Source organism: Streptomyces sp. NP-1717, from assembly GCF_022695985.1.
Lineage (GTDB): Bacteria > Actinomycetota > Actinomycetes > Streptomycetales > Streptomycetaceae > Streptomyces.
In genome coordinates this window covers 36,042-60,036 of sequence record NZ_JAAPBF010000024.1, presented here as the reverse complement: position 1 = coordinate 60,036, position 23,995 = coordinate 36,042, and the positions used below count along the sequence as shown (strand labels likewise).

The window sequence follows — 23,995 nt, the reverse complement described above, 5'->3', positions numbered from 1 at the left end:
GACCCCTCCAGCTACCGCCCCAAGCCGGGACAGATCCCCGACTCCCCGGGGGTCTACAAATTCCGCGACGATCACCGCCGGGTGATCTACGTCGGGAAGGCCAAGAGCCTGCGCCCCCGGCTCTCCAGCTACTTCCAGGACCTCGCGAATCTCCACCCGCGCACCCGCACGATGGTCACCACGGCGGCGTCCGTCGAGTGGACCGTCGTCTCCACCGAGGTCGAGGCGCTCCAGCTGGAGTACTCGTGGATCAAGGAGTACGACCCCCGGTTCAACGTCAAGTACCGCGACGACAAGAGCTATCCGTATCTCGCGGTCACGCTGAACGAGGAGTTCCCGCGCGTGCAGGTGATGCGCGGTGCCAAGAAGAAGGGCGTGCGCTACTTCGGCCCCTACGGCCATGCCTGGGCCATCCGCGAGACCGTCGACCTGATGCTGCGGGTCTTTCCCGTACGGACCTGCTCCGCCGGGGTGTTCAAGAACGCGGAGCGCACCGGACGCCCCTGCCTCCTCGGCTACATCGGCAAGTGCTCGGCGCCCTGCGTCGGCCGTGTCACCCCGGACGAGCACCGCCAACTGGCCGAGGAGTTCTGTGACTTCATGGCCGGCCGCACCGGCGCCTACATCCGCCGGCTGGAGCAGCGGATGGCGATCGCCGCCGAGGACATGGAGTACGAGAAGGCGGGCCGGCTGCGCGACGACATAGGGGCGCTGCGCCGGGCGATGGAGAAGAGCGCCGTCGTCCTCGCGGACGCGACCGACGCCGATCTGATCGCCGTCGCCGAGGACGAACTGGAGGCGGCCGTGCAGATCTTTCACGTCCGCGGCGGACGGGTCCGCGGCCAGCGCGGCTGGGTCACCGACAGGGTCGAGGCGGTCGACACGGCGGGCCTCGTCGAGCACGCGCTCCAGCAGCTGTATGGGGAGGAGATCGGCGACTCCGTTCCCAAGGAGGTGCTCGTCCCGGCCCTCCCGGAGGATCCGCTGGCGGCAGAAGCGCTCGGCCAGTGGCTGAGCGAGCGCAGGGGCTCGCAGGTGTCGCTGCGCATCCCGCAGCGCGGTGACAAGAAGGACCTGATGGCGACGGTGGGGCGCAACGCCCAGCAGTCCCTCGTCCTGCACAAGACGAAGCGGGCGAGCGACCTCACGACGCGCTCCCGGGCCCTGGAGGAGATCGCCGGGGCGCTCGGGCTGGACAGTGTGCCGCTGCGTATCGAGTGCTTCGACATCTCGCACCTCCAGGGTGACGACGTCGTCGCCTCGATGGTCGTCTTCGAGGACGGCCTCGCCCGCAAGGGCGAGTACCGCCGCTTCCAGATCAAGGGCTTCGAGGGCCAGGACGACGTCCGCTCCATGCACGAGGTGATCGGCCGGCGCTTCAAGCGCTACCTCGCCGAGAAGGAGCGGACGGGGGAGTGGACGGCGGAGGAAGAGGGCCCCGCCGACGAGGACACGAACCTGCCCGCCGGGAACGGGGAGGCCGAAGACAACGGCCGCAACGGCCACTCCGGACCGTCCCTGAAGGACGACGACGGCAGGCCCAGGCGCTTCGCCTACCCGCCCCAGCTGGTCGTCGTCGACGGCGGACAGCCCCAGGTCGCCGCCGCCAAGCGAGCCATGGACGAGCTGGGCATCGACGACGTCGCCGTCTGCGGCCTCGCCAAGCGCCTCGAAGAGGTCTGGGTGCCCGGTGACGACGACCCCGTGGTGCTGCCCCGCTCCAGCGAGGGCCTGTACCTCCTCCAGCGCGTACGCGACGAGGCCCACCGCTTCGCCATCGCCTATCAGCGCGCCAAACGGGCCAAACGCATCCGGACCAGCCCCCTGGACGACGTCCCCGGCCTCGGCGAGACCCGGAAGCAGGCCCTCATCAAGCATTTCGGCTCGGTGAAGAAGCTCCGGCAGGCCACAATCGAGCAGATCTGTGAGGTGCCGGGGCTCGGCCGCAAGACGGCCGAGTCCGTGGCCGTGGCCCTCGCGCAGGCGGCACCCGCCGCGCCCGCTGTGAACACGGCGACAGGAGAGATCATGGAAGACGACGGGGGCAGCACGCATGACTGAGCGAGACCGGGACGGAGTGGCAGACGTGAGTACGGGTGAGCCCAAGGAGGCCGCGGAGGTGGCGGCCGAGAGGACCGGCGGGGAGACCACCGGGGCGACCGCGGGGGAGCCCGCCGGGGGCAGCGGCACGGCGGGCGGCCCGGCCGTCCCCGAAGGGACCGCCCCCGAGACCGCCATCCCCGAGCTGGTGATCATCTCCGGCATGTCGGGAGCGGGCCGCAGCACCGCCGCCAAGTGCCTGGAGGACCTCGGCTGGTTCGTCGTGGACAACCTGCCACCCGCGCTGATCCCCACGATGGTGGAGCTCGGCGCCCGCTCGCAGGGCAACGTGGCGCGGATCGCCGTGGTCGTCGACGTCCGGGGCCGCCGCTTCTTCGACAACCTCCGGGAGTCGCTGGCCGATCTCGACGCCAAGCAGGTGACCCGGCGGATCGTCTTCCTGGAGTCCTCCGACGAGGCCCTGGTCCGCCGCTTCGAGTCCGTACGCCGTCCGCACCCCCTCCAGGGCGACGGCCGGATCGTCGACGGCATCGAGGCCGAGCGCGACCTGCTGCGCGAGCTGCGCGGCGACGCCGACCTGGTGATCGACACCTCCAGCCTCAACGTCCACGAGCTGCGCGCCAAGATGGACGCCCAGTTCGCCGGCGACGAGGAGCCGGAGCTGCGGGCCACCGTCATGTCGTTCGGCTACAAGTACGGCCTGCCGGTCGACGCCGACCTCGTGGTCGACTGCCGCTTCCTGCCCAACCCGCACTGGGTCCCCGAGCTGCGCCCCTTCACCGGCCTCAACGAGGAGGTGTCCGGCTACGTCTTCAACCAGCCGGGCGCCAAGGAGTTCCTCGACCGCTACACGGAGCTGCTGGAGCTGATCGCCACCGGCTACCGCCGCGAGGGAAAGCGCTATGTGACCGTCGCCGTCGGCTGCACCGGCGGCAAGCACCGCTCGGTCGCCATGTCGGAGAAGCTCGGCGCCCGGCTGGCCGCCGAGGGGATGGAGACCGTGGTCGTCCACCGGGACATGGGGCGCGAGTGACCGGACGCAACTTCCGGCTGCGTCGGCTGCGCAGGGCCGCACCGGCGGCGGCCGGGCGTGGGCGTGGTGCCCAGCCCAAGGTCGTCGCGCTCGGCGGCGGCATGGGGCTGTCCGCGTCCCTGACGGCGCTGCGCCGGATCACCGGCGACCTCACGGCGGTCGTCACGGTCGCCGACGACGGCGGCTCCAGCGGGCGGCTCCGCGAGGAGCTGGGCGTGCTGCCCCCCGGTGATCTGCGCAAGGCGCTGGCCGCGCTGTGCGGCGACGACGACTGGGGCCAGACCTGGGCCCGGGTCATCCAGCACCGCTTCCAGTCCAAGGGCGACCTGCACGAGCACGCCGTGGGCAATCTGCTGATCGTCGCCCTCTGGGAACAGCTCGGCGACCACGTCCTGGCCCTGGACCTGGTCGGCAAGCTCCTCGGCGCCCACGGCAGGGTGCTGCCGATGTCGGCGGTGCCGCTGGAGCTCCAGGCGCTCGTACGGGGGCACGATCCGGCGCGCCCGGACGACATAGAGACCGTACGGGGACAGGCCACGGTCGCCCTGACCCGCGGCGAGGTGCAGTCCGTGCATCTCGTGCCGAACGACCCGCCGGCGGTCCCCGAAGCCGTCGCCGCCGTCCTCGACGCCGACTGGGTGGTGCTCGGCCCGGGCTCCTGGTTCTCCTCCGTGATCCCCCATCTGCTCGTGCCCGAACTGCTCGACGCGCTCGTCGAGACGAAGGCCCGCCGGGTCCTGTCACTGAACCTCGCGCCGCAACCCGGTGAAACCGATGGCTTCTCACCGCAGCGTCATTTGGAGGTTTTGGGACGACACGCCCCTAAACTCGCCCTGGACGTGGTGCTTGCCGACGAGGCCGCCGTGCCCGACAGCGAATCACTCTCCGATGCCGCGAAGCGGCTCGGTGCCGCGGTCGAGCTGGCTCCCGTGGCCCGGCCGGACGGGGTTCCGAAGCACGACCCGGAGCTGTTGGCCGCCGCGTACGACCGTATTTTTCGGATGCATGGAAGGATCGGCCCATGGCGATGACGGCAGCGGTGAAGGACGAGATCGCCCGGCTCCCCGTCACCCGTACGTGCTGCAGGAAGGCTGAAGTCTCGGCGATCCTCCGGTTCGCGGGTGGTCTGCACCTCGTGAGCGGACGCATTGTGATCGAGGCGGAGCTGGACACCAGCATCGCCGCGCGCCGGCTCCGCAAGGACATCCTGGAGATCTTCGGGCACAACTCGGAACTCGTGGTGATGGCCCCCGGCGGGCTCCGCCGCGGCAGCCGCTACGTCGTCCGGGTGATCACCGGCGGTGACCAGCTCGCCCGTCAGACCGGTCTGGTCGACGGCCGCGGCCGTCCGATCCGCGGACTGCCTCCCCAGGTGGTCTCCGGCGCGACCTGCGACGCCGAGGCGGCCTGGCGGGGCGCGTTCCTCGCGCACGGCTCGCTCACCGAGCCGGGGCGCTCCTCCTCGCTGGAGGTGACCTGCCCGGGTCCGGAGGCGGCCCTCGCGCTCGTCGGAGCGGCCCGCAGGCTCCAGATCCCGTCCAAGGCGCGCGAGGTGCGCGGTGTGGACCGGGTCGTCGTACGGGACGGGGACGCGATCGGGGCGCTGCTGACGCGGCTCGGCGCGCACGAGTCGGTGCTGGCGTGGGAGGAGCGGCGGATGCGCCGCGAGGTCCGCGCGACGGCCAACCGGCTCGCCAACTTCGACGACGCCAACCTGCGCCGCTCGGCCCGCGCGGCCGTGGCGGCCGGGGCCCGGGTGCAGCGGGCGCTGGAGATCCTGGGCGAGGAGGTGCCGGAGCACCTCGCGGCCGCCGGCCGTCTGCGGATGGAGCACAAGCAGGCGTCGCTGGAGGAGCTGGGCGCGCTCGCCGATCCGGCGCTCACCAAGGACGCGGTGGCGGGACGGATCCGTCGGCTGCTGGCCATGGCGGACAAGAAGGCGCAGGACCTGGGCATTCCGGGGACCGAGTCGACGCTGTCGGAGGAGATGGCGGACGGCCTCGTCGGCTGACCGGGCTCCTTCGTAGGGAGCGTGCGCCGCGCTCGGACGCGGTACGCCGATGTGCCGCTGCCGGTACCCCACGGGGGCCGACAGCGGCATTTCTCATGCCCTCGACGCACTCTTGACATGATCATGCGGGTTGGCGACTCTGACGGCGTTCCGTCACGCCTGTGACGGACCACGGCGAGGGGGGCACATGAGACGCGGAGCGAGAGCGGTACTCGCGGCGGGCGCACTGTTGCTGAGCGGAATGACGGTGGCACCCGGCGCCCAGGCCGGGACCGCCGCCGAAAGGTCCCCGGCCTCGGCCGCGGACACCCTGAAGGTCTTCGACGCCCGGGTCACCGCCGAGCAGGTGCCCCTGCTCCTCGCGGCCGGCCAGGACGCCCACGAACTCGGCGAATCCGTCCCGCCCGGCGGCAGGGCGAAGGTCCAGCTGTTCCTCACCGGTGACCAGGCGCGCGATCTCGGGTCCCAGGGCGTCGAGCTCACCGAGCGGACGGTCTCCCCGCAGGCGAAATCCCGGCTCAAGGCGGCCGGGGACGGTGTCTACCGCCCGTACAGCGGTCCCGGCAACCTCCAGGAGGAGATCCGGGAGACCGCCGCGGCCCACCCCGGACTCACCAAGGTCGTCTCCATAGGCAAGACGGTCCAGGGCAAGGACATCCTCGCGCTCAAGCTCACCAAGGGCGCGGCCAGGAGCAAGGACGGCGCCAAGCCCTCCGTGCTCTACATGTCCAACCAGCACGCCAGGGAGTGGATCACTCCCGAGATGACGCGGCGGCTGATGCACCACTACCTCGACAACTACGGCGAGGACCGGCGGATCACGAAGATCGTCGACTCCACCGAGCTGTGGTTCGTCCTGTCGGCCAACCCCGACGGCTACGACTTCACCCACGCCGCCGACGCCAACCGCCTGTGGCGCAAGAACCTCCGCGACGTCAACGGCGACGGCGTCATCGCCCGCGGCGACGGCATCGACCTCAACCGGAACTTCACCTACAAGTGGGGCTACGACAACGAGGGTTCGTCCCCGCAGTCCACCGGTGAGACCTACCGGGGCGCCTCGCCCGGCTCCGAGCCCGAGACCCGTGCGATCGACAGCCTCCAGAAGCGCGTCAAGTTCGACTACGGCATCAACTACCACTCCGCCGCCGAACTGATCCTCTACGGTGTGGGCTGGCAGGTCGCCACCCCGACGCCCGACGACATCCTCTACCGGTCGCTCGCCGGCACCCCCGAGAACTCCGCGGTCCCCGGCTACTACCCGCAGGTCTCCTCCGAGCTGTACACCACCAACGGCGAGGCCGACGGACACGGCGCCAACGTCAACGGGATCATGATGTTCACCCCGGAGATGACCACCTGCGAGACGGTGTCCGACAGCATCCCCGGCGACGCCTGGGAGGCGGACGACTGCCGGTCCGGCTTCAACTTCCCCGACGACGAGAAGCTGATCCAGGCGGAGTTCGCCAAGAACATCCCCTTCGCGCTCTCCGTCGCAGAGACCGCCGCCCACCCCGACCAGCCGTCGTCCCCGGTCGGACTGAGCGCCCCCGACTTCACCCCCGACACCTTCACCACCTCCTACGCGCGCGGCGCCGACCAGGAAGTCGCCGTCACAGCGCGCAAGTCGGTACGGGACAAGGAGCTGAACTACCGCGTCAACGGCGGCCGGACGCACGACGAGAAGCTCCGCGCCTGGAAGGGCGGCGAGACCTACGGCGGCGAGGACAACCTCCACTTCGACGAGTACCGCGCCGAGGTGGAGGACGCCGACCCGGGCGACCGCGTCGAGGTCTGGTTCACCGGCCGTACCCGCGGCGGCAAGCCCACCACCAGTGACCGCTTCACCTACACCGTCGCCGAGCGCCCCCGGGCCGACACCCTCGTCGTCGCCGAGGAGGGCGCGCCCGCGCAGCACGCGCAGGCCTACGTCGACGCGCTGCGGGCCAACGGCCGCGACGCCGCCGTCTGGGACGTCGCCGCACAGGGCGCACCGCACCACCTCGGCGTCCTGAACCACTTCTCCACCGTCGTCCACCACACCGGCGCCGTCGCCCCGGGCGGTGACACCCAGCTGGCCGTCCGCGACTACCTCAACGAGGGCGGAAAGCTGATCGAGGCGGGCGAACAGGCGGGCGGCAACGCGCAGGTCGGCCGTACCCGTACGAACGACTTCAGCCAGTACTACCTCGGCGCGTACGGGCGGACCTCCACGGCCGGCGCCACCGCCTTCACCGGGGCGGGCGCCCTCCTGGGAACGTCGGGACCGCTCGGCGCGGCGCCCGGAAACCCGCTCGACCAGGCCGGTACGTACACCGTCACCTCCTCCGTCCTCGCCCCGGACCTCTTCCCGCGCTTCACCAGCGCGGCGGCGGGGACGTACGACACCGGGACCGGCGCGGCGGCCGTCACCACGAAGGACACCGTCCTGCTCGGCTTCGGGCTGGAGCAGATCACGGACGCCGAGCGGCGCGCGGCGCTGCTCGGCAAGGCGCTGCGGGCCCTGCGCGGCTGACCCCGGCGGCGCCGCCCCGTACCCCTACCGGGCGGTACGGGGCGGCGCCGTCGCGTACCGCCCCGGTCGATGTCACCGAGGAGTCCGGGGGGAGGTAGGGTCATAAGTGGTCGGGGACATCCCATACGCACTCGCCGGCGTCGAAACCCGGCGTACCAACGAGGAGATCGGTTCGTGACGATCCGCGTAGGCATCAACGGCTTTGGCCGCATCGGTCGCAGCTACTTCCGCGCGCTGCTGGAGCAGGGTGCCGACATCGAGATCGTGGCTGTCAACGACCTGGGTGACACCGCGACCACCGCTCATCTGCTGAAGTACGACACGATCATGGGTCGCCTCAAGGCAGAGGTGAGCCACACCGCCGACACGATCACGGTCGACGGCAAGACGTTCAAGGTGCTCTCCGAGCGCAACCCGGCCGACATCCCCTGGGGTGAGCTGGGCGTCGACATCGTCGTCGAGTCGACCGGCATCTTCACCAAGAAGGCCGACGCCGAGAAGCACCTCGCGGGCGGCGCCAAGAAGGTCCTCATCTCGGCTCCGGCCAAGGACGAGGACATCACCATCGTGATGGGCGTCAACCAGGACAAGTACGACGCGGCCAGCCACCACGTCATCTCCAACGCCTCCTGCACCACCAACTGTGTGGCGCCGATGGCCAAGGTCCTCCTGGAGAACTTCGGCATCGTCAAGGGCCTGATGACGACGGTCCACGCGTACACCAACGACCAGCGCATCCTGGACTTCCCGCACAAGGACCTGCGCCGCGCCCGTGCCGCCGCCGAGAACATCATTCCGACCACCACGGGTGCCGCCAAGGCGACCGCCCTGGTGATCCCGGAGCTCGAGGGCAAGCTCGACGGCATCGCGATGCGCGTCCCGGTGCCGACGGGCTCCGTCACCGACCTGGTCGTCGAGCTGGAGCGCGAGGTGACCCGGGACGAGGTCAACGCCGCGTTCCAGAAGGCCGCCGAGGGCCAGCTCAAGGGCCTCCTGGAGTACACCGAGGACCCGATCGTCTCCTCGGACATCGTCAACTGGCCGGCGTCCTGCACCTTCGACTCCTCCCTGACCATGGTCCAGGGCAAGAGCGTGAAGGTCATCGGCTGGTACGACAACGAGTGGGGCTACTCCAACCGGCTGGTCGACCTGACCACCTTCGTCGGCGGTCAGCTCTGACGCCGGTCCGGTAGACAACTCCCGATGTGAACGACAGGGCTCGTGCGGCGCGACGTGGCGCTGACCGGGCCCTGTCGTCTGTGTGCCGTGTGTGCTCGCCCTGCTGTGTGCTCGCCGCGTCGCGGGACGTGGAGCCGCTCTCAAGGAGTCACTGATACATGAAGACGATCGACGAACTTCTCGACGAAGGGGTCGCCGGCAAGCGCGTCTTCGTCCGGGCCGACCTCAACGTGCCGCTCGACGGCACCACCATCACCGACGACGGCCGGATCCGCGCCGTGCTGCCGACCGTCGCCAGACTCGCCGAGGCCGGCGCCCGCGTGATCGTGGCGTCCCACCTCGGCCGCCCGAAGGGCGCGCCCGACCCCGCCTTCTCGTTGGCCCCCGCCGCCGCTCGGCTGGGTGAACTCCTCGGCGCCGACGTCGCGTTCGCGACCGACACCGTGGGCGACTCGGCGAAGGCCGTCGTCGCCGGGCTCGGTGACGGACAGGTCGCCGTCATCGAGAACCTGCGCTTCAACGCCGGTGAGACGTCGAAGGACGACGCCGAGCGCGGTACCTTCGCCGACCGGCTCGCCGGACTCGCCGACCTGTACGTCGGCGACGGCTTCGGCGCCGTCCACCGCAAGCACGCCTCGGTCTTCGACCTGCCCGCCCGGCTGCCGCACGCGGCGGGCGGTCTGATCGCCACCGAGGTCGGCGTGCTCAAGAAGCTCACCGAGGACGTGAAGCGGCCGTACGCGGTCGTCCTCGGCGGCGCCAAGGTCTCCGACAAGCTCGGGGTCATCGACCACCTCCTGGAGAAGGCCGACCGCATCCTGATCGGCGGCGGCATGGCGTACACCTTCCTCAAGGCCCAGGGCCACGAGGTCGGTGCCTCGCTGCTCCAGGAGGACCAGATCCCGGCGGTCCAGGAGTATCTGAAGCGCGCCGGCGAGCGGGGCGTGGAGTTCGTCCTGCCGGTCGACGTACTCGTCGCGCCCTCCTTCCCGGACCTCAAGACGAAGGCGCCGGCCAACCCGGAGACGGTCACCGTCGACGCCATCCCGGCGGACGCGATGGGCCTGGACAACGGCCCGGAGACCAACCGGCTGTACGCGTCCAAGCTCGCCGACGCGGCGACCGTCTTCTGGAACGGCCCCATGGGTGTCTTCGAGCACCCCGACTACGCCGAGGGCACCCGGGCCGTCGCCCAGGCCCTGATCGACTCCGACGCCTTCACGGTCGTCGGTGGCGGCGACTCCGCCGCCGCCGTCCGGATCCTCGGATTCGACGAAAACGCATTCGGCCACATTTCGACCGGTGGCGGCGCGAGCCTCGAATACCTCGAAGGCAAGACGCTTCCCGGCCTCGCCGCACTGGAGGACTGACCTACTGATGGCAGCTGCAACCCCGACCGAGAAGAACGCCCGTACCCCGCTGATGGCGGGCAACTGGAAGATGAACCTCAACCACCTCGAGGCCATCGCGCACGTCCAGAAGCTCGCCTTCGCCCTGAGTGACAAGGACCACGACGCGGTCGAGACGGCCGTCCTGGTGCCGTTCACCGATCTGCGCTCCGTACAGACGCTGGTCGACGGCGACAAGCTCAAGATCAAGTACGGCGCCCAGGACATCTCCTCGCACGACTCCGGCGCGTACACCGGCGAGGTCTCCGGGCCGATGCTGGCCAAGCTGAAGTGCACGTACGTGGCCGTCGGTCACAGCGAGCGCCGCCAGTACCACGCCGAGACCGACGCGCAGTGCAACGAGAAGGTGCGCGCCGCGTACAAGCACGGGCTGACCCCGATCCTGTGTGTCGGCGAGGGCCTGGACGTCCGCAAGGCCGGCGAGCAGGTCCCGTACACGCTCGCGCAGCTCGACGGCGGCCTCAAGGACGTCCCGGCAGACCAGGCCGAGTCCGTCGTGATCGCGTACGAGCCGGTGTGGGCCATCGGCACCGGCGAGGTCGCCACCCCCGAGGACGCGCAGGAGGTGTGCGGAGCGATCCGCGCCCGGCTCGCGGAGCTGTACTCCCAGGAGGTGGCCGACCAGGTGCGCATTCAGTACGGCGGCTCGGTGAAGTCCGGGAATGTCGCCGCGATCATGGCGCAGCCCGATGTGGACGGCGCCCTTGTCGGCGGTGCGGCGCTGGACGCCGAGGAGTTCGTCAAGATCGTCAGGTTCCGCGACCAGTAAGTATGCGACGGCGCGGATCCGTCGTACCCTGACGGGGGCCGAGTCGGCATCTCACACATGCCGCCGGCCCCCGTTGTCCATTACGGTCCTGTTCAATTCGGTTCAATACCGAATCACATTCATTTCGAGAGAATTCCGGAAAGTAGGGTCCAGCCGTGATTATGGGGTTCTCGATCGCCCTGATCGTCTTCAGCCTGCTGCTGATGCTGCTGGTGCTGATGCACAAGGGGAAGGGCGGCGGTCTCTCCGACATGTTCGGTGGCGGTATGCAGTCGTCCGTCGGTGGTTCCTCGGTCGCCGAGCGCAACCTCGACCGCATCACCATCGTGGTCGGTATGGGATGGTTCGCCTGCATTGTCGTGCTCGGTCTGCTGATGAAGCTGGACAACTGACCCGTCGTACGGTACGGCGCCGGGGGCGCGGCCTATCATGAGGCCCTGCGTCCCGGCGGTGGGGGTGTAACTCCACTCACTGGACGCGCGTTGGGCCATACGTAGACTGGGGCGCTCGACAGCGGAGCTGCCTCTCGACGCTTGATGCTTGCGGCACCATTCACGCAGGGAGTTACGACCGTGGCAAGTGGCAACGCGATCCGGGGAAGCCGGGTCGGAGCGGGGCCGATGGGCGAGGCCGAGCGTGGCGAGTCCGCGCCACGCCTGCGCATCTCCTTCTGGTGCTCCAACGGGCACGAGACGGTGCCGAGCTTCGCCAGCGACGCGCAGGTTCCGGACACGTGGGACTGCCCACGGTGCGGATTCCCGGCCGGCCAGGACCGGGACAATCCGCCGGACCCACCGCGCACCGAGCCGTACAAGACACATCTCGCCTACGTACGAGAACGGCGCAGCGACGCGGACGGCGAGGCGATCCTCGCCGAAGCCCTCGCCAAACTGCGGGGCGAAATCTGAACATTGATCCGGCCGGACACCCGAAGGTGTCCGGCCGGAGCCGCTTTCGCGGACGGCCCATTGTCAGTGGCATCCCCTACGGTCCGAACAGGATGACCGAAAGGGAGAGTTGTGACGACGGACGAAGCGGCGGCGGTGAGCGGGCCGGCCACCGAGGAGGGGGCGCCGGCCGAGGAGACCCCGGCGCGGGCGCGGGTGCCCGCGTGGCGCGGCGGGTTCGGGCGGCTGTGGGGCGCCGCCGTCGTCTCCCGGTTCGGTGACTCGCTGCGCACCGCCGCACTCCCGCTGCTCGCCGCCTCGTTGACCGACGATCCGCTGCTCATCGCCTCCGTGACCGCCTGCGGCTATCTGCCCTGGCTGCTCTTCGGACTGCTCGGCGGCGCCGTCGCCGACCGGGTCGACCAGCGGCGCGCGATGTGGGCCGTCGACGTGGTGCGCGGTGTGCTGATGGCGGGCTTCGCCCTCGCCGTCGCGCTGGGCCACGGCACGATCGCGCTGCTGCTCGTGCTCGCCTTCCTGCTGACCACGTTCCAGACACTCTTCGACAACGCGGCCACGGCCCTGCTGCCCGCCGTGGTCCCCCGCGACGCGCTGGCCGGGGCCAACGCCCGCCTCATGACCGGCCAGCAGGTCGCGAGCGGCTTCCTGGCGGCGCCGCTGGTGCCCGCGCTCCTGATCCTCGGCGCCTCGGCGCCGTTCGCGGTCAACGCCGCCACCTATGTCGTCGGCGCGCTGCTCATCGCCTCACTGCGCACCGAAGCACCGGCCGGGCCCCCGAAGTCCGCGGGCAGCACCCTGCGCGCCGAGATGGCCGAGGGGATGCGCGCCCTGTGGGGGGACAGCGCGCTGCGCGGCCTGTCCGTGGCGACAGCCCTGACGAACGTCGGTATGGGCGCCCTGATCGCGACCCTGGTCCTGCACGTCACCGGCTGGCTGGACGCCGGCAACAGCGGCTTCGCGGCGGCCATCACCGCGTTCAGCGTCGCCGCCGTCGCCGGGGGCCTGGTCGCCCCGCGGCTCGCGGTCCGGATCGGGCGGATACGGAGCATCCTCGCCGCCGGAATTGTGCAGACCTGCGCACTGGTGGCGCTCGGGACCGTCCGTGAACTGTGGGCGGCCGTCGCCGCCATGGCGGTGTTCGGGGTCATGAGCATGGTCTGGAACGTGAACCAGGCGACGCTGGTCCAGGAGCGCGCCCCCGCCGAGATGCTGGGCCGGATCAGCTCCGCCTTCCGTACACTCGCCGTCGCCGGGGCACCGCTCGGCGCGCTCCTCGGCGGGCTGGCCGCGGGAGCCTGGGGGCTCAACACGCCCGCGCTGCTCGCGGCCGGTACGTTCACGCTCGCCGTCGCGTCGCTCGGCGCTCTGATCAATTAGGTTGGGAGGGCAGCTGGGCACCGCACTCCGCAGGCAGTCACGTACGAGAAGAAGTGGGCTGAAGCAAGATGTCCGAGAACAAGGCAGAAGGCCGCGTCAGGCTCAACCGGATGCCCCAGTGGAGCGCGCTGGCCGAGCATCGTGAGCAGCTGGGGGAGACGACACTGCGGGAGCTGTTCGCCGAGGACCCGGCGCGCGGCACCGGCTACACCCTCCAGGTCGGTGACCTCTACCTGGACTACTCCAAGCATCTGGTGACGGACGAGACGCTCACGCGCCTGCGTGAACTGGCGGCGGCCACCGGCGTCGCCGAGCTGCGGGACGCGATGTTCCGCGGCGAGAAGATCAACACCACCGAGGACCGGGCGGTGCTGCACACCGCGCTGCGCGCCCCGCGCGACGCGGTCGTCGAGGTCGACGGCGAGAACGTCGTGCCCGCGGTGCACGCCGTCCTCGACAAGATGGCCGCCTTCGCCGACAAGGTCAGGGCGGGTGAATGGCTCGGCCACACGGGCCGGCCCATCCGTAACGTCGTCAACATCGGCATCGGCGGCTCGGACCTCGGCCCCGCGATGGCCTACGAGGCCCTGAGGTCCTTCACCGACCGCGAACTGACGGTCCGTTTCGTGTCCAACGTCGACGGCGCCGACCTGCACGAGGCCGTACGCGATCTGGACGCCGCCGAAACGCTGTTCGTCATCGCGTCCAAGACCTTCACCACCATCGAGACCATCACCAACGCCACCTCTGCCCGCAACTGGCTGCTGACCGAGCTGAAGACCGACCAGGGCGCGGTGGCCAAACACTTCGTGGCGCTGTCCACGAACGGTGAGAAGGTCGACGACTTCGGTATCGACACGGACAACATGTTCGAGTTCTGGGACTGGGTCGGCGGCAGGTACTCGTTCGACTCCGCCATCGGGCTCTCCCTGATGATCGCGATCGGACCCGACCGCTTCCGCGAGATGCTCGACGGCTTCCACCTCGTGGACGAGCACTTCCGCACCGCGCCCGCCGAGTCCAACGCACCCCTTCTGCTTGGCCTGTTGGGGGTCTGGTACGGGGCGTTCTTCGACGCCCAGTCGCACGCCGTCCTCCCCTACAGCCACTACCTGTCCCGGTTCACCGCGTATCTCCAGCAGCTCGACATGGAGTCCAACGGCAAGTCCGTGGACCGCGACGGCGAGCCGGTGCAGTGGCAGACGGGACCGGTCGTCTGGGGCACCCCCGGCACCAACGGCCAGCACGCGTACTACCAGTTGATCCACCAGGGCACGAAGGTCATCCCCGCCGACTTCATCGGCTTCGGCCGGCCCGTCGACGACCTCCCGCACCAGCTGATCGCCCAGCACGACCTGCTCATGGCCAACTTCTTCGCCCAGACGCAGGCGCTCGCCTTCGGCAGGACACCCGAAGAGGTCCGGGCCGAGGGCGTCCCCGCCGGCCTCGTGCCGCACAAGACGTTCCGGGGCAACCACCCGACCACCACCATCCTCGCCGAGTCGCTGACCCCCTCCGTACTCGGCCAGCTCATCGCGCTCTACGAGCACAAGGTCTTCGTCCAGGGCGCGGTGTGGAACATCGACTCCTTCGACCAGTGGGGCGTGGAGCTGGGCAAGGTCCTGGCCAAGGAGATCGAGCCGATCCTCACCCAGATCGACGGCGGGCGCGAGAGCCCGGCCGACAAGCCGCTGGACGCCTCGACGGCGGAGCTGGTCGCGAAGTACCGGGCGCTGCGGGGGCGTTGAGCCGATGACGGAGGGGGAGCGGCGGCTCAGGCCGCCCCGCAACACGCTGAACGAGCGGGCGGTCACCTGGTGGCGGGCGCAGTGGCTGCTGCTCACCCTGGCGCCGGTGGCCGTCCTCGCGGTGCTGGGCGCGCTCATAGCCCCGGCCCGCGTCTGGCTGCTGGCGCCCGCCGCCGTCCTGGCGGTACTCGGTCTGGCCTGCGCGGTGCTGATGCCGATGTGGTGGTTCCGGGTGCACCGCTGGGAGGTGACGGACGAAGCGGTCTACGTCCGCACCGGCTACTTCCGGCAGGAGTGGCGGATCGCGCCGATGTCCCGGATCCAGACCGTGGACACCGTACGGGGGCCGCTGGAGCAGCTGTTCAGGCTCTCGACCGTCATCGTCACCACCGCCTCCTCCAAAGGAGCGGTACGGATCGAAGGGCTCGGCCATGAGCTGGCCGCCGAGCTGGCCGAGCGGCTGACCCACATCACGCAGACGACGCCCGGGGACGCGACGTGAGCACGGCCGCCGTCCCCGCGCCCGGCGAGGAGTGGCGCAAGCTCGACCGGCGCACCCTGCTGGTCACCGCCGCCGTCATGACCGGCGTCGCGACGGGCGCGGGAGTGCCCACCGCCGTCGGTCTGTCCGGCGGTATGGGCGCGGGCCGCGCGCTCGCCTGGGTGCTGCCCGCGGCCCTGCTGCTGATCGTCTGCGGCACGGGCGGCGACTACGTCCGCTGGCGCCGTACCCGCTACCGGATCGGCCCCGACCGGGCCGAACTCCACACCGGACTGTTCCTGGTCAAACGCCGCTCACTGGGCCGTGAACGGATCAGGAGCGTCGACCTGACGGCCAATCCCCTGCTGCGGATCCTCGGCCTGGTGAAGGTCCGGATCGGTACGGGGGAGCACACCGGCGGCGAATCCACCCTGGAACTCGACCCCGTCACCCGCGCGGAGGGCGAGCGGCTCCGTACGGAACTGCTGGACCGCACGCCCTCCGGCAAGGGAACGCACCGGGACGGCATGCTGGCCGTTCTCGACCCCCGCTGGATCCGGTACGCGCCCCTCTCCTTCGTCGCGCCCGTGCTGGGCGGGGCGGCCGCGGGCGGTGTGATGCAGGTCAGCGAGTGGTTCGGGGTCCAGCACGAGGTGCTCGACTGGATCGGCGACCGGTTCCGGGACACCTCCGTCCTCACGATGGTCGTGGTTCTCGTGGTCGCGGCGCTCCTCGCGGGCATAGTCGGCTCCCTCGGCCTCTGGGTCGAGATGTGGTGGAACTACCGGCTGGAGCGCGAACCCGGCGGCACCCTGCGCGTGCGCCGCGGCCTGTTCACCGCTCGGTCCGTCTCCATAGAGGAGCGCCGCCTGCGGGGAGTTGAGCTGGTCGAGCCGCTGGGCGTGCGGCTGGTCGGCGCCGCACGGGTCGACGCCGTCGCCACGGGGCTCGCCCAGGACGACGACGACAAGCACACCGACCTCAGGACACTGCTGCCGGCGGCGCCGAGGGCCGCCGCGGACGAGGTGGCCGCGCAGGTCCTGCGCGAGACGTCGTCCCCGACCGGTACCCCCGGACTGACCCCGCACCCGCTCGCCGCGCGCGGCAGACGGCTGCGCCGGGCCGTGGGCTCCGCGCTGACGCCCGTGCTGGTCCTGCTGGTTCTCGGCCCGGTCGTCAGCGATGTGCTGTTCAGCGTCGCCGCCGTCTGCGCCGCGGTGCTGCTGCCGGTCGCGGTGCTGCTCGCGCTCGACGCGTACCGCAACCTCGGTCACGGCCTCAGCGGTGATTATCTGGTCGCCCGCTCGGGTACGGTCCGCCGCTCCACCGTCGCGCTTCAGCGGGGCGGTGTCATCGGGTGGACGGTCAAGCAGTCGTACTTCCAGCGCCGCGCCGGGCTGTTGACGCTCACGGCGACGACGGCCGCCGGAGAAGGGGCGTACGACGTGCACGACGCGGCGGAGGGCGAGGGGCTGGCGTTCGCGGCACAGGCGGTGCCGGGGCTGCTGGAGCCCTTCCTGGAGAAGTAACGCAAGGCGCGGCCGCCGGGGGAGTGCGCTCGATCGCCGGGCGGACCCCCTCGGGGGCCCGCCCGGCGGTCCTACTCCGCGGCCCAGCTCGCCCGGACCAACGCCCTTTCCGTACTGGTGAGATGGAACGCCGCGGCGAGCCAGGCCGACGCGTAGCGGTCCGTCCCGTCGTCGCGGATCCGGCCGAAGGTGTCACGGGTGCGGCGGTCCGCCTCGAAGCTGAGAGCGCCGGTCAGCTCGGCGGCGGTGTGGAACCCGGTGGCCCGCAGCGCGGCGGCGTCGCCGCGCGACCCGCCGTTGCGCGCGGACTCGGCGACCGCCCGGCGCCCGCCGGCGACAGCCAGCTCCGTCAGACGGCGCACGCGCCAGACGGGGGAGTCGGTCAGCAGGTCGGGCCCGGTGTGCTCGGGCGCGGTCGGGGGACAGACGTCCGGCGGCGGGAGATGCGCCCCCTGGAGACGGTCGTAGCCGAGGTCGGCACGGTCCAGCCACTCCGGCGGCAGCCGCAGGCTCGCCTCGACACCCGGCACCGGTCCGACGGCCAAGGGCCGCAGGGTGGCGGCGCGATCGGGGTCGATCCGGCCCACCACCCGGACCCGGAGGCCGGGGCGGGTGGCCAGTCGCCGCAGATTGGCCGTGTGGGCGAGGTCCGGATGCGGGTGGGCCGCCATCAGCCGGATCAGTGGCCCGGTCGGCAACTCGGCGTCCGGGTGCGGGAGTTCACGGGCGAGGAGCTGGTCGCCCACGGCGCCCGTGATCACCAGGTCGCAGCCGATCGGCTCGCCGGTCCGCGCGGTCCCCTCCTCCGCCGCGCCGGCCCCCGTCGAGAGCAGGTCGGCCACCGCCTCGGCCGGCCGGCGGGCGAACAGGGCGGCGATCGGTGCGGACGACCAGGGCAGACCGGCGACCGGACTGGACCGGACGCCCTTGCCGGAACCGAGCCGGCCGTCCGGGGAGACCGTCGCGCCGTTGATCAGCAGACCACCGCGCGAGAGCTGGGCGTGGTCGAGGACCGTGGCGCCGACGGTGACCGGGGCCGTCGCCGCGCCTCGCGCCCGTGCCGAGCCGCCGGGCCTGACATCGGCCACGGAGAACCAGCGGTTGTCGTCGCTGACGAGATGGGTGACCACACCTCCGTAACCGGTGGCGCTGATCACGGGCTCCCGGCAGACGCCGTGGACGCGCAACGCGCCCCCCGGCCGGTAACCGCGCCGGGCGGTGCCGATCAGTTCGGGGGCGCCGTCGCCCGCCGCCAGCAGACCGGTGGTGAGCAGCAGTTCACGCAGCGCCGCGACCAGGTCGGCCAGCCGGTGACCGGCGTGGCCCACCCGTGCCTCGCGCAGGCCGCGCACCACGCGCAGGGCGGCGGCCTCGGCGCGGTGCAGTCCGGCCAGCCGGGCGGTGTGGGCGGCGCGCAACAGCTCCGCCTGCGGTATCGCACCGGCTGCGGGCACGCCGGCCGCGAGCACGGCCGTGGCGGCGGACCACAGACCTGACGCGGCCGCGATCCGGACAGGGCTGAGAGGAGCCGGGGGCCTGGCGGGCGCGGCGGATGCGGCGGGCGTGACGGATGCGGGTGTCGCGGATTCGGTGGTGGGCGGCGCCGGAGCAGCGTTCTCTCCGGCGGCTTCGGTGGAGTCGGTGGCTTCGGCGGCCGATTCGGGTGCGCTCTCCGGGCCGGCCACCGGGCATGCCCCGAGGACCGCCGCCAGGTGCAGACAGCGCGGCGCGAGCAGGCAGGTGCAGCGTGCCTGGGCGGGGTCCGTGACCGTACCGGACGGGCCGGGGGAGAGGACGACCACCGCGTCCTCGCCGCACCTCACACCGATGCCCGCTTCGCCCCCGTCGTCGGGGGCGACGGGGGTCGGGGCCACGGCGCCGTACTTCTCGATCGCCGCGTCGAGCTTCTTGCTCAGCCGGGAGGTCAGCCCCTCCACCGCGCCGGCGACCACCTCCGCGGCGACCGGTGGCAGCGGGACGGCCTGGACGGACGGCGTCATCGGTTCTCCCCGCGGAGTCGGTCGCCCACCCAGCGGGCGAGGGCGAGAGGGCTGAGGGCGGCGACCGGCATTCCGGCCGCCACGAGCTGCTGCGCGACCGGCACCGAGTAGCGCGGTGCGCCGGCGTCGTCCAGGGCCGCGCAGCCCATGAGATGGACGCCGGACGCGGCGAGCGCTCGCACCTCACCGAGCAGTCCGCCCAGGCCGTAGCCCTCCTCGAAGTCGCTGACGACCACGACGAGGGTGCGGGTCGGCACGGTCACCAGGGACCGGGCGTGGGCGAGTCCGGCGGCGATGTGCGTACCGCCGCCGACACGTACTTCGAGCAGCAGCGACAGCGGATCGGCGACCCGGTCCGTCAGGTCGATCACCTCGGTGGAGAAGGTGAGGAAGTGGGTCGAGAGGGTGGGTACGCCGCCCAGGACGGCGGCGGTCAGCGCCGACCAGATGACCGACGCCTCCATCGATCCGGACACGTCGACCACGAGGATCAGCCGCCAGTCCGACTCACGGCTCGTGCGGGTGCTGAACACCGGATGTTCCGGGAGGACGACGGTCCGTCCGTCGTCCAGGCGGCGCGTGTGGGCCAGGTTGGCCCGCAAAGTGCGCGGCAGATCGAGCTTTCCGCCGGAACGGCGGGTCGGGCGGGGGTGCGCGAGCCCGGTGAGGGTCGGGCGCAGCCGGGTGGCCAGCTCCCGCGCCAGTTCGTCGACGAGTCGCCGCACGAGTGGTCGCAGCCTGGCGAGTTGCTGTTCGGGCATGCCCCCGGCCAGCGAGAGGACCGAGCTGAGCAGTTCGATCGACGGTCTGACGTGCGCGGGGTCCAGTTCGGCGATGACCTCCGTACGGCCGGCGTGCGCCGCCCTGCCGAGAACCTCCTCGCGCACGTCCGCCGCGAACAGGGCGTCGAGTTCCTCCGCCCATTCGCGGGCGGTGGGGAATGACCTCTCCCGTCCGCCGCCGTCGCCGGTCGCGCCGGGCGGTCCCGACGCGAGGTCGGCGGAGCCTTCGCCGCGCCCGGTGCCGTACAGCTCGTCCAGCGCGTACGCGTAGCGGCGGGCCTCGTCGGGGAGTTGTTCGCTCTCCCGGCCGAGGAGCAGCCGCCAGCGGTCGGCGGGCGCGAGACGCCGGGAGTCCACGGGGCCGGTGGGCGGGCCGCCCGCCGCGGTCCGCGAACCGTGTGTGCCGTTCGGTACGCCCACGGGCCCGGACCCCGGCCCGGACACGTCCGATGGCAGCTCGGACGCCACGTGCTCGGGCAGCCCCATGGCGGGCAGTTTCAGCGCGGTCAGCGCCGCGAGTCCGGCGGCGTCCGCCGCCGTCCAGAGCGCGACCAGTTCCGGCGGCGCGCTCAGCGTCAGGTCGGGGCGGTCGCCGAGCCGTTCGGTGACCGTACGCAGCAGCCGCCCCCGGTCGGCGGGTGTGAGGATGTCGAACCCACCGCGCAGCGCCGGGAGCCGGTCGAGGAATCCCTGGTCGGGAAGGGCGTCGATCCGGTCCAGAAGCGGAGTGAGAGCGGCCTCGGCGGACTGGAGCAGCGGTCCGGCGGCCGTCAGCAGGCCGGTGAGCAGCCCGGAGAGGCGGCGCCGTTCGTCCGGTCCGGTGGCCCTGTCGATCCAGCTCGCGACCCGGTCGCCCATGGCCGTCGGTGCGTCGAGGTCGAGCAGGACCCGTGTCGCCGCCGCGGCGCCCTGGATGACCGGTGAGCCGGTCGTCGCGAGGGTGGTCAGCGTGTCGTCCATCCGCAGACCCAGTCGGTGCTCGCCGGCCCGGGTGGCGAGAGCGACCAGCGCGACGGCGTCCTGGGGGTCGTCACTGCCCGCGAGACCGGGGAGTCCGCGTACGGCCGCCTCCAGCAGGACCACGGCCAGTTCGGCAGCCGCACGCCGGGTGTCGGCGGTGGTGCCCGGCAGATGTCCCTGCCGCAGGGACTGCAACAGGTCCAGGGCGTCGAGGAGTTCGGGCAGGGCGGCCGACGACGGCAGCACGTCGGCGGCCTCGGCGAGCCGGTCGGCGACCAGCTCCGGCAGATCGCACCGCGCCGCGTCACGCAGCCCGGTGAGTATCGACCCGGCGGTGGGCCCGCCCTCCGCGTACCGCGCGTGCGCGGTCTCGCGCAGCTTTCCGGCCGCCGCGACGGCCGCGGTGACACCGCGGACGCCCACCAGATCGAGCCGGGCGGGGACGACCGGGGTCCACGCGGCCTGCCACCGGGTGCTCAGACCGGCGGAATCGCCGGTACGGGCCACCTCGCCGGGGGTGCAGTAGCCGACGTCGCAGACCTCCAGACGGTTCAGCAGAACCTCGCGGCGCCCGTCCAGCTCCGACCTGAGCGGGTCGAGACGTACCTCCCGGGGCTCGGGGCTCTCCGGGCCGGGGAGCCGCAGCGCCGTGAGTTCGGCCTCGACGGCCGGGCCGAGCCCGGACCGCGGTGTGCCGGGTGCGACGCGTCCCCGGTCCGTGCCCACCAGGACCGTTTCGAGAGCCCGCGCCAGGGCCCGTCCCCGGCCCAGGGGTTCGCCCTGGCCGAGAACGGTCGTGACCGCTTCGAGCAGTTCACCGCGGCCCGGGGCGGGCAGCGACCTCAGCCGTGCGAGGTCGTCGGCGAGCCGCAGTGTCTCGACCGCCTCGCCGGTGCCGGCGGTGTGCCCGGCGGACCGCATCGTCCGGCACAGTCCGGTGATGGCGGCCGCCGCGGCGTCACGTACCCGCTCGGGCACCCCACCGGCCGCGAAGACGGCCTGCTGCCAGCGCGGGTCCCGGATCCCGGCGGGGTAGCCGGAGCGGGAGTCGAGCAGGGCGAAGGTGTACGGCACGAGAGAGGTGACGGGCGCGGTACCGGCGTCACCGGCCTTGGACGAGGGGCCGGGCGTGGCGCCACGCCCGGCAGCGGCGAGCGGACCGGGCGCGGGGGCCGCGTCGGCACCACCGGATCCGCTGACCCCGGTCCCGGCCCCCGGCTCTCCGCGCGGCGCCGTGAGCGCCGGTGCGTGGAACGCGCCGACGACCGCCGCCACCCGGCGCTCACCGCCCGCCGCCTCGGCGATCACACGGCGCATGTGCTCCTCACGGGCGAGGTCGGAGGGGGCCACCCCGCCCCGCACCGACGCGTCGCGGCGCAGCGCCCAGCCCACGCCGAGCGCGGCGCGCCGTACGGCCTCCGGCTCGCAGCCGGGAGCGCGGACCTCGACCGTGCGGTCCCACAGGTCGTCGCCCTCGCGGCCGGTGCCGGAGGAGCCGAGCGCGGCGGCGAAGGCCGGTCCGGGCAGCCCGCGGCCCGGACCGGCGTCCGGACCGGCGTCGTGGTCGGGGTCGGCGGACGGTCCCGTCGCCGTCCAGCCCGGGTCCGACAACGGCAGGTCGCAGCAGCGCACTTCGACGCCGCGGTCCCTGGCCCAGCGGACGGCCGCGAGCTCCGGTGAGAAGTCGGCGAACGGGTAGAAGCCGAGCCGCCCGTCCGGATCGGCTCCGGCGAGCGCCACCGGCGCCACGGTGCCCCGGTCGGCGAGATGGGTCAGCCACGGCTGGAAGTCGGCCGGCAACTCGACGCAGACCACGTCGGCGCCCGAGGCGTCCAGCAACGCGGGGAGCGCGGCGGCCAGCGCCGGGCTGTGGTGTCGTATTCCGAGCAGGTACGGCGCCACGGAGGCCGCGAGCGCGTCCACCGCGTCGCGGGGGTCGTCGCCGGGCCCCTGGCCGGGCTCGTCGGCGGCACGGTCGTGTGCGGTGGTGTCCACCGCCGTCGCGCCGCTCAACGCAGGTTCTCCCGGAGGTCCCAGAGCCGGCGCCACATTTCCGCGCCGTCCTCGGCGCGGCGGCGTACCGGACCGTCCCAGTAACCCAGCAGTCGCCCGTGGTCGGCCTGGTCGTCCTTGAGGACCACACCGAGCAGATGGCCGGGCACCAGGTCGAGCAGGTCCCCGCCGGGCAGATACGCCGCCGCCACCCCGAGCGAGGCGGCGACCTGCACGGCCTCGGCGGTCGACATCACCGTGCCGGGCCGCTCCACGTCCCAGCCCTCGGCGGAGCGGCCGTTGCGCAGATCGCGGAAGACGGTGACGAGCACGTCCAGCACGGCGTCGTCCACCGCGTACGCCGTGCCCGCGCGCTCCACGGCGGCCGTGGCCTGGCCCCGTACGAGCGCGGTCTCCGCGTCCGCGTCGGCGATGGGGTGGATTGTCTCGAAGTTGAAGCGCCGCTTGAGCGCGGCCGACATCTCCGAGACGCCCCGGTCGCGGAGGTTGGCCGTCGCGATCACGCTGAACCCGGGGACTGCCGAGGTCTGTGCGTCGTCCGTGCCCGCGAGTTCGGGCACACTGAGCCGCCGGTCGGACAGGATCGACACGAGCGCGTCCTGCACCTCCGGCAGACAGCGGGTGATCTCCTCGATCCGGGCGACCCGGCCGGTCCGCATGGCCGTGAGCACGGGGGAGGCGACCAGTGCCTGCGGTGTGGGGCCCTGGGCGAGCAGCAGCGCGTAGTTCCAGCCGTAGCGGAAGGCGTCCTCGGTGGTGCCGGCGGTGCCTTGCACGGTGAGGGCGCTGGTGCCGCTGACGGCGGCGGCGAGCAGCTCGGAGAGCATCGACTTCGCGGTGCCCGGCTCGCCGACGAGCAGCAGGCCGCGTTCGCCGACGAGGGTGACCACGCACCGTTCCACCAGGGCGCGTTCGCCGATGAACTTGGCGGGGACGGTCAGCCGCGCGGGCAGCCCGGCGTGGGTCCCGGACAGCCGCAGGGCCTCGCCGCCGCTGCCGCAGATGAAGGTGACCACCGCGCGTGGGGTGAGCGCCCAGCCGGGTGGGCGCGGGCCGTCGTCGTACGCGGCGAGAAAGGCGAGTTCGGTGGCGTACCGCTCCTCGGCCGGCAGCGACTGCCGGGTCGCGGGGGCGGTCTCCCGGCTCTCTGTCAGGGTGTCTGTCCGGGTCGTCATGCGCAGGAGTCCTTGTTCGGTGCGGGGCGGGTCGCGCGGCATGGC

At 72.1% G+C, this 23,995-nt stretch carries 16 protein-coding genes and 1 pseudogene; 14 read left to right on the top strand and 3 right to left on the bottom strand.

All coding sequences use genetic code 11. The features are described 5' to 3' along the window. From uvrC to GXP76_RS08070, 14 genes and pseudogenes are all read left to right on the top strand, one after another. The coding region (uvrC, locus tag GXP76_RS08135; protein WP_242570752.1) for an excinuclease ABC subunit UvrC at positions 1-2,061 on the top strand (2,061 nt) is incomplete at its 5' end. Next, positions 2,054-3,094, top strand: a complete 1,041-nt coding sequence (gene rapZ, locus GXP76_RS08130; RefSeq protein ID WP_374360171.1) for an RNase adapter RapZ — start codon at positions 2,054-2,056, stop codon at positions 3,092-3,094. The genes uvrC and rapZ, both read left to right, overlap by 8 nt. Beyond that, positions 3,091-4,125 (top strand): uridine diphosphate-N-acetylglucosamine-binding protein YvcK, encoded by a 1,035-nt coding sequence (gene yvcK, locus GXP76_RS08125; protein ID WP_242570751.1) that lies wholly within the window; start codon positions 3,091-3,093, stop codon positions 4,123-4,125. The genes rapZ and yvcK overlap by 4 nt, the downstream gene beginning before the upstream one ends. Beyond that, positions 4,116-5,105 carry a DNA-binding protein WhiA gene (gene whiA / locus GXP76_RS08120; RefSeq protein ID WP_023542507.1) on the top strand — a complete coding sequence of 330 codons (990 nt, stop codon included), beginning with the start codon at positions 4,116-4,118 and terminating at the stop codon, positions 5,103-5,105. The genes yvcK and whiA overlap by 10 nt, the downstream gene beginning before the upstream one ends. Positions 5,106-5,292: 187 nt before the next feature. After that, positions 5,293-7,488 (top strand): annotated as a pseudogene (locus GXP76_RS08115) (M14 family metallopeptidase); the annotation flags it as partial. A gap of 306 nt (positions 7,489-7,794) precedes the next feature. Next, positions 7,795-8,799 (top strand): type I glyceraldehyde-3-phosphate dehydrogenase, encoded by a 1,005-nt coding sequence (gene gap, locus GXP76_RS08110; protein WP_242570750.1) that lies wholly within the window; start codon positions 7,795-7,797, stop codon positions 8,797-8,799. A 158-nt stretch (positions 8,800-8,957) separates the two neighbouring features. Continuing rightward, the gene (pgk, locus tag GXP76_RS08105) at positions 8,958-10,169 is read left to right on the top strand and encodes a phosphoglycerate kinase (RefSeq protein ID WP_242570749.1); all 1,212 of its coding nucleotides are present in this window, start codon (positions 8,958-8,960) and stop codon (positions 10,167-10,169) included. Positions 10,170-10,176: 7 nt separating this feature from the next. Further along, positions 10,177-10,977, top strand: a complete 801-nt coding sequence (gene tpiA, locus GXP76_RS08100; RefSeq protein ID WP_242570748.1) for a triose-phosphate isomerase — start codon at positions 10,177-10,179, stop codon at positions 10,975-10,977. 155 nt (positions 10,978-11,132) lie between these two features. Further along, on the top strand, positions 11,133-11,369 hold the full coding sequence (gene secG / locus GXP76_RS08095) for a preprotein translocase subunit SecG (RefSeq protein WP_063889525.1): 237 nt from the start codon (positions 11,133-11,135) through the stop codon (positions 11,367-11,369). A 180-nt stretch (positions 11,370-11,549) separates the two neighbouring features. After that, on the top strand, positions 11,550-11,885 hold the full coding sequence (locus tag GXP76_RS08090; RefSeq protein WP_078077905.1) for an RNA polymerase-binding protein RbpA: 336 nt from the start codon (positions 11,550-11,552) through the stop codon (positions 11,883-11,885). A 135-nt stretch (positions 11,886-12,020) separates the two neighbouring features. After that, the gene (locus tag GXP76_RS08085; RefSeq protein ID WP_374360178.1) at positions 12,021-13,262 is read left to right on the top strand and encodes an MFS transporter; all 1,242 of its coding nucleotides are present in this window, start codon (positions 12,021-12,023) and stop codon (positions 13,260-13,262) included. A gap of 68 nt (positions 13,263-13,330) precedes the next feature. After that, on the top strand, positions 13,331-15,010 hold the full coding sequence (gene pgi, locus GXP76_RS08080) for a glucose-6-phosphate isomerase (protein ID WP_242570747.1): 1,680 nt from the start codon (positions 13,331-13,333) through the stop codon (positions 15,008-15,010). 4 nt (positions 15,011-15,014) lie between these two features. Continuing rightward, positions 15,015-15,512 carry a PH domain-containing protein gene (locus GXP76_RS08075; RefSeq protein WP_242570746.1) on the top strand — a complete coding sequence of 166 codons (498 nt, stop codon included), beginning with the start codon at positions 15,015-15,017 and terminating at the stop codon, positions 15,510-15,512. After that, on the top strand, positions 15,509-17,020 hold the full coding sequence (locus GXP76_RS08070; RefSeq protein WP_242570745.1) for a PH domain-containing protein: 1,512 nt from the start codon (positions 15,509-15,511) through the stop codon (positions 17,018-17,020). The genes GXP76_RS08075 and GXP76_RS08070 overlap by 4 nt, the downstream gene beginning before the upstream one ends. 71 nt (positions 17,021-17,091) lie before the next feature. Here GXP76_RS08070 and GXP76_RS08065 read toward each other — a convergent pair whose 3' ends face one another. Genes GXP76_RS08065 through GXP76_RS08055 form a run of 3 tightly spaced genes read right to left on the bottom strand, consistent with a single transcriptional unit; the run spans position 17,092 to position 23,950 of the window. After that, positions 17,092-19,020 (bottom strand): SWIM zinc finger family protein, encoded by a 1,929-nt coding sequence (locus GXP76_RS08065; RefSeq protein ID WP_242570744.1) that lies wholly within the window; start codon positions 19,018-19,020, stop codon positions 17,092-17,094. After that, positions 19,017-22,757 (bottom strand): DUF5682 family protein, encoded by a 3,741-nt coding sequence (locus GXP76_RS08060; RefSeq protein WP_374360175.1) that lies wholly within the window; start codon positions 22,755-22,757, stop codon positions 19,017-19,019. The genes GXP76_RS08065 and GXP76_RS08060 overlap by 4 nt, the downstream gene beginning before the upstream one ends. A 14-nt stretch (positions 22,758-22,771) precedes the next feature. After that, positions 22,772-23,950 (bottom strand): AAA family ATPase, encoded by a 1,179-nt coding sequence (locus GXP76_RS08055; RefSeq protein ID WP_242570743.1) that lies wholly within the window; start codon positions 23,948-23,950, stop codon positions 22,772-22,774. Positions 23,951-23,995 lie beyond the last annotated feature (45 nt).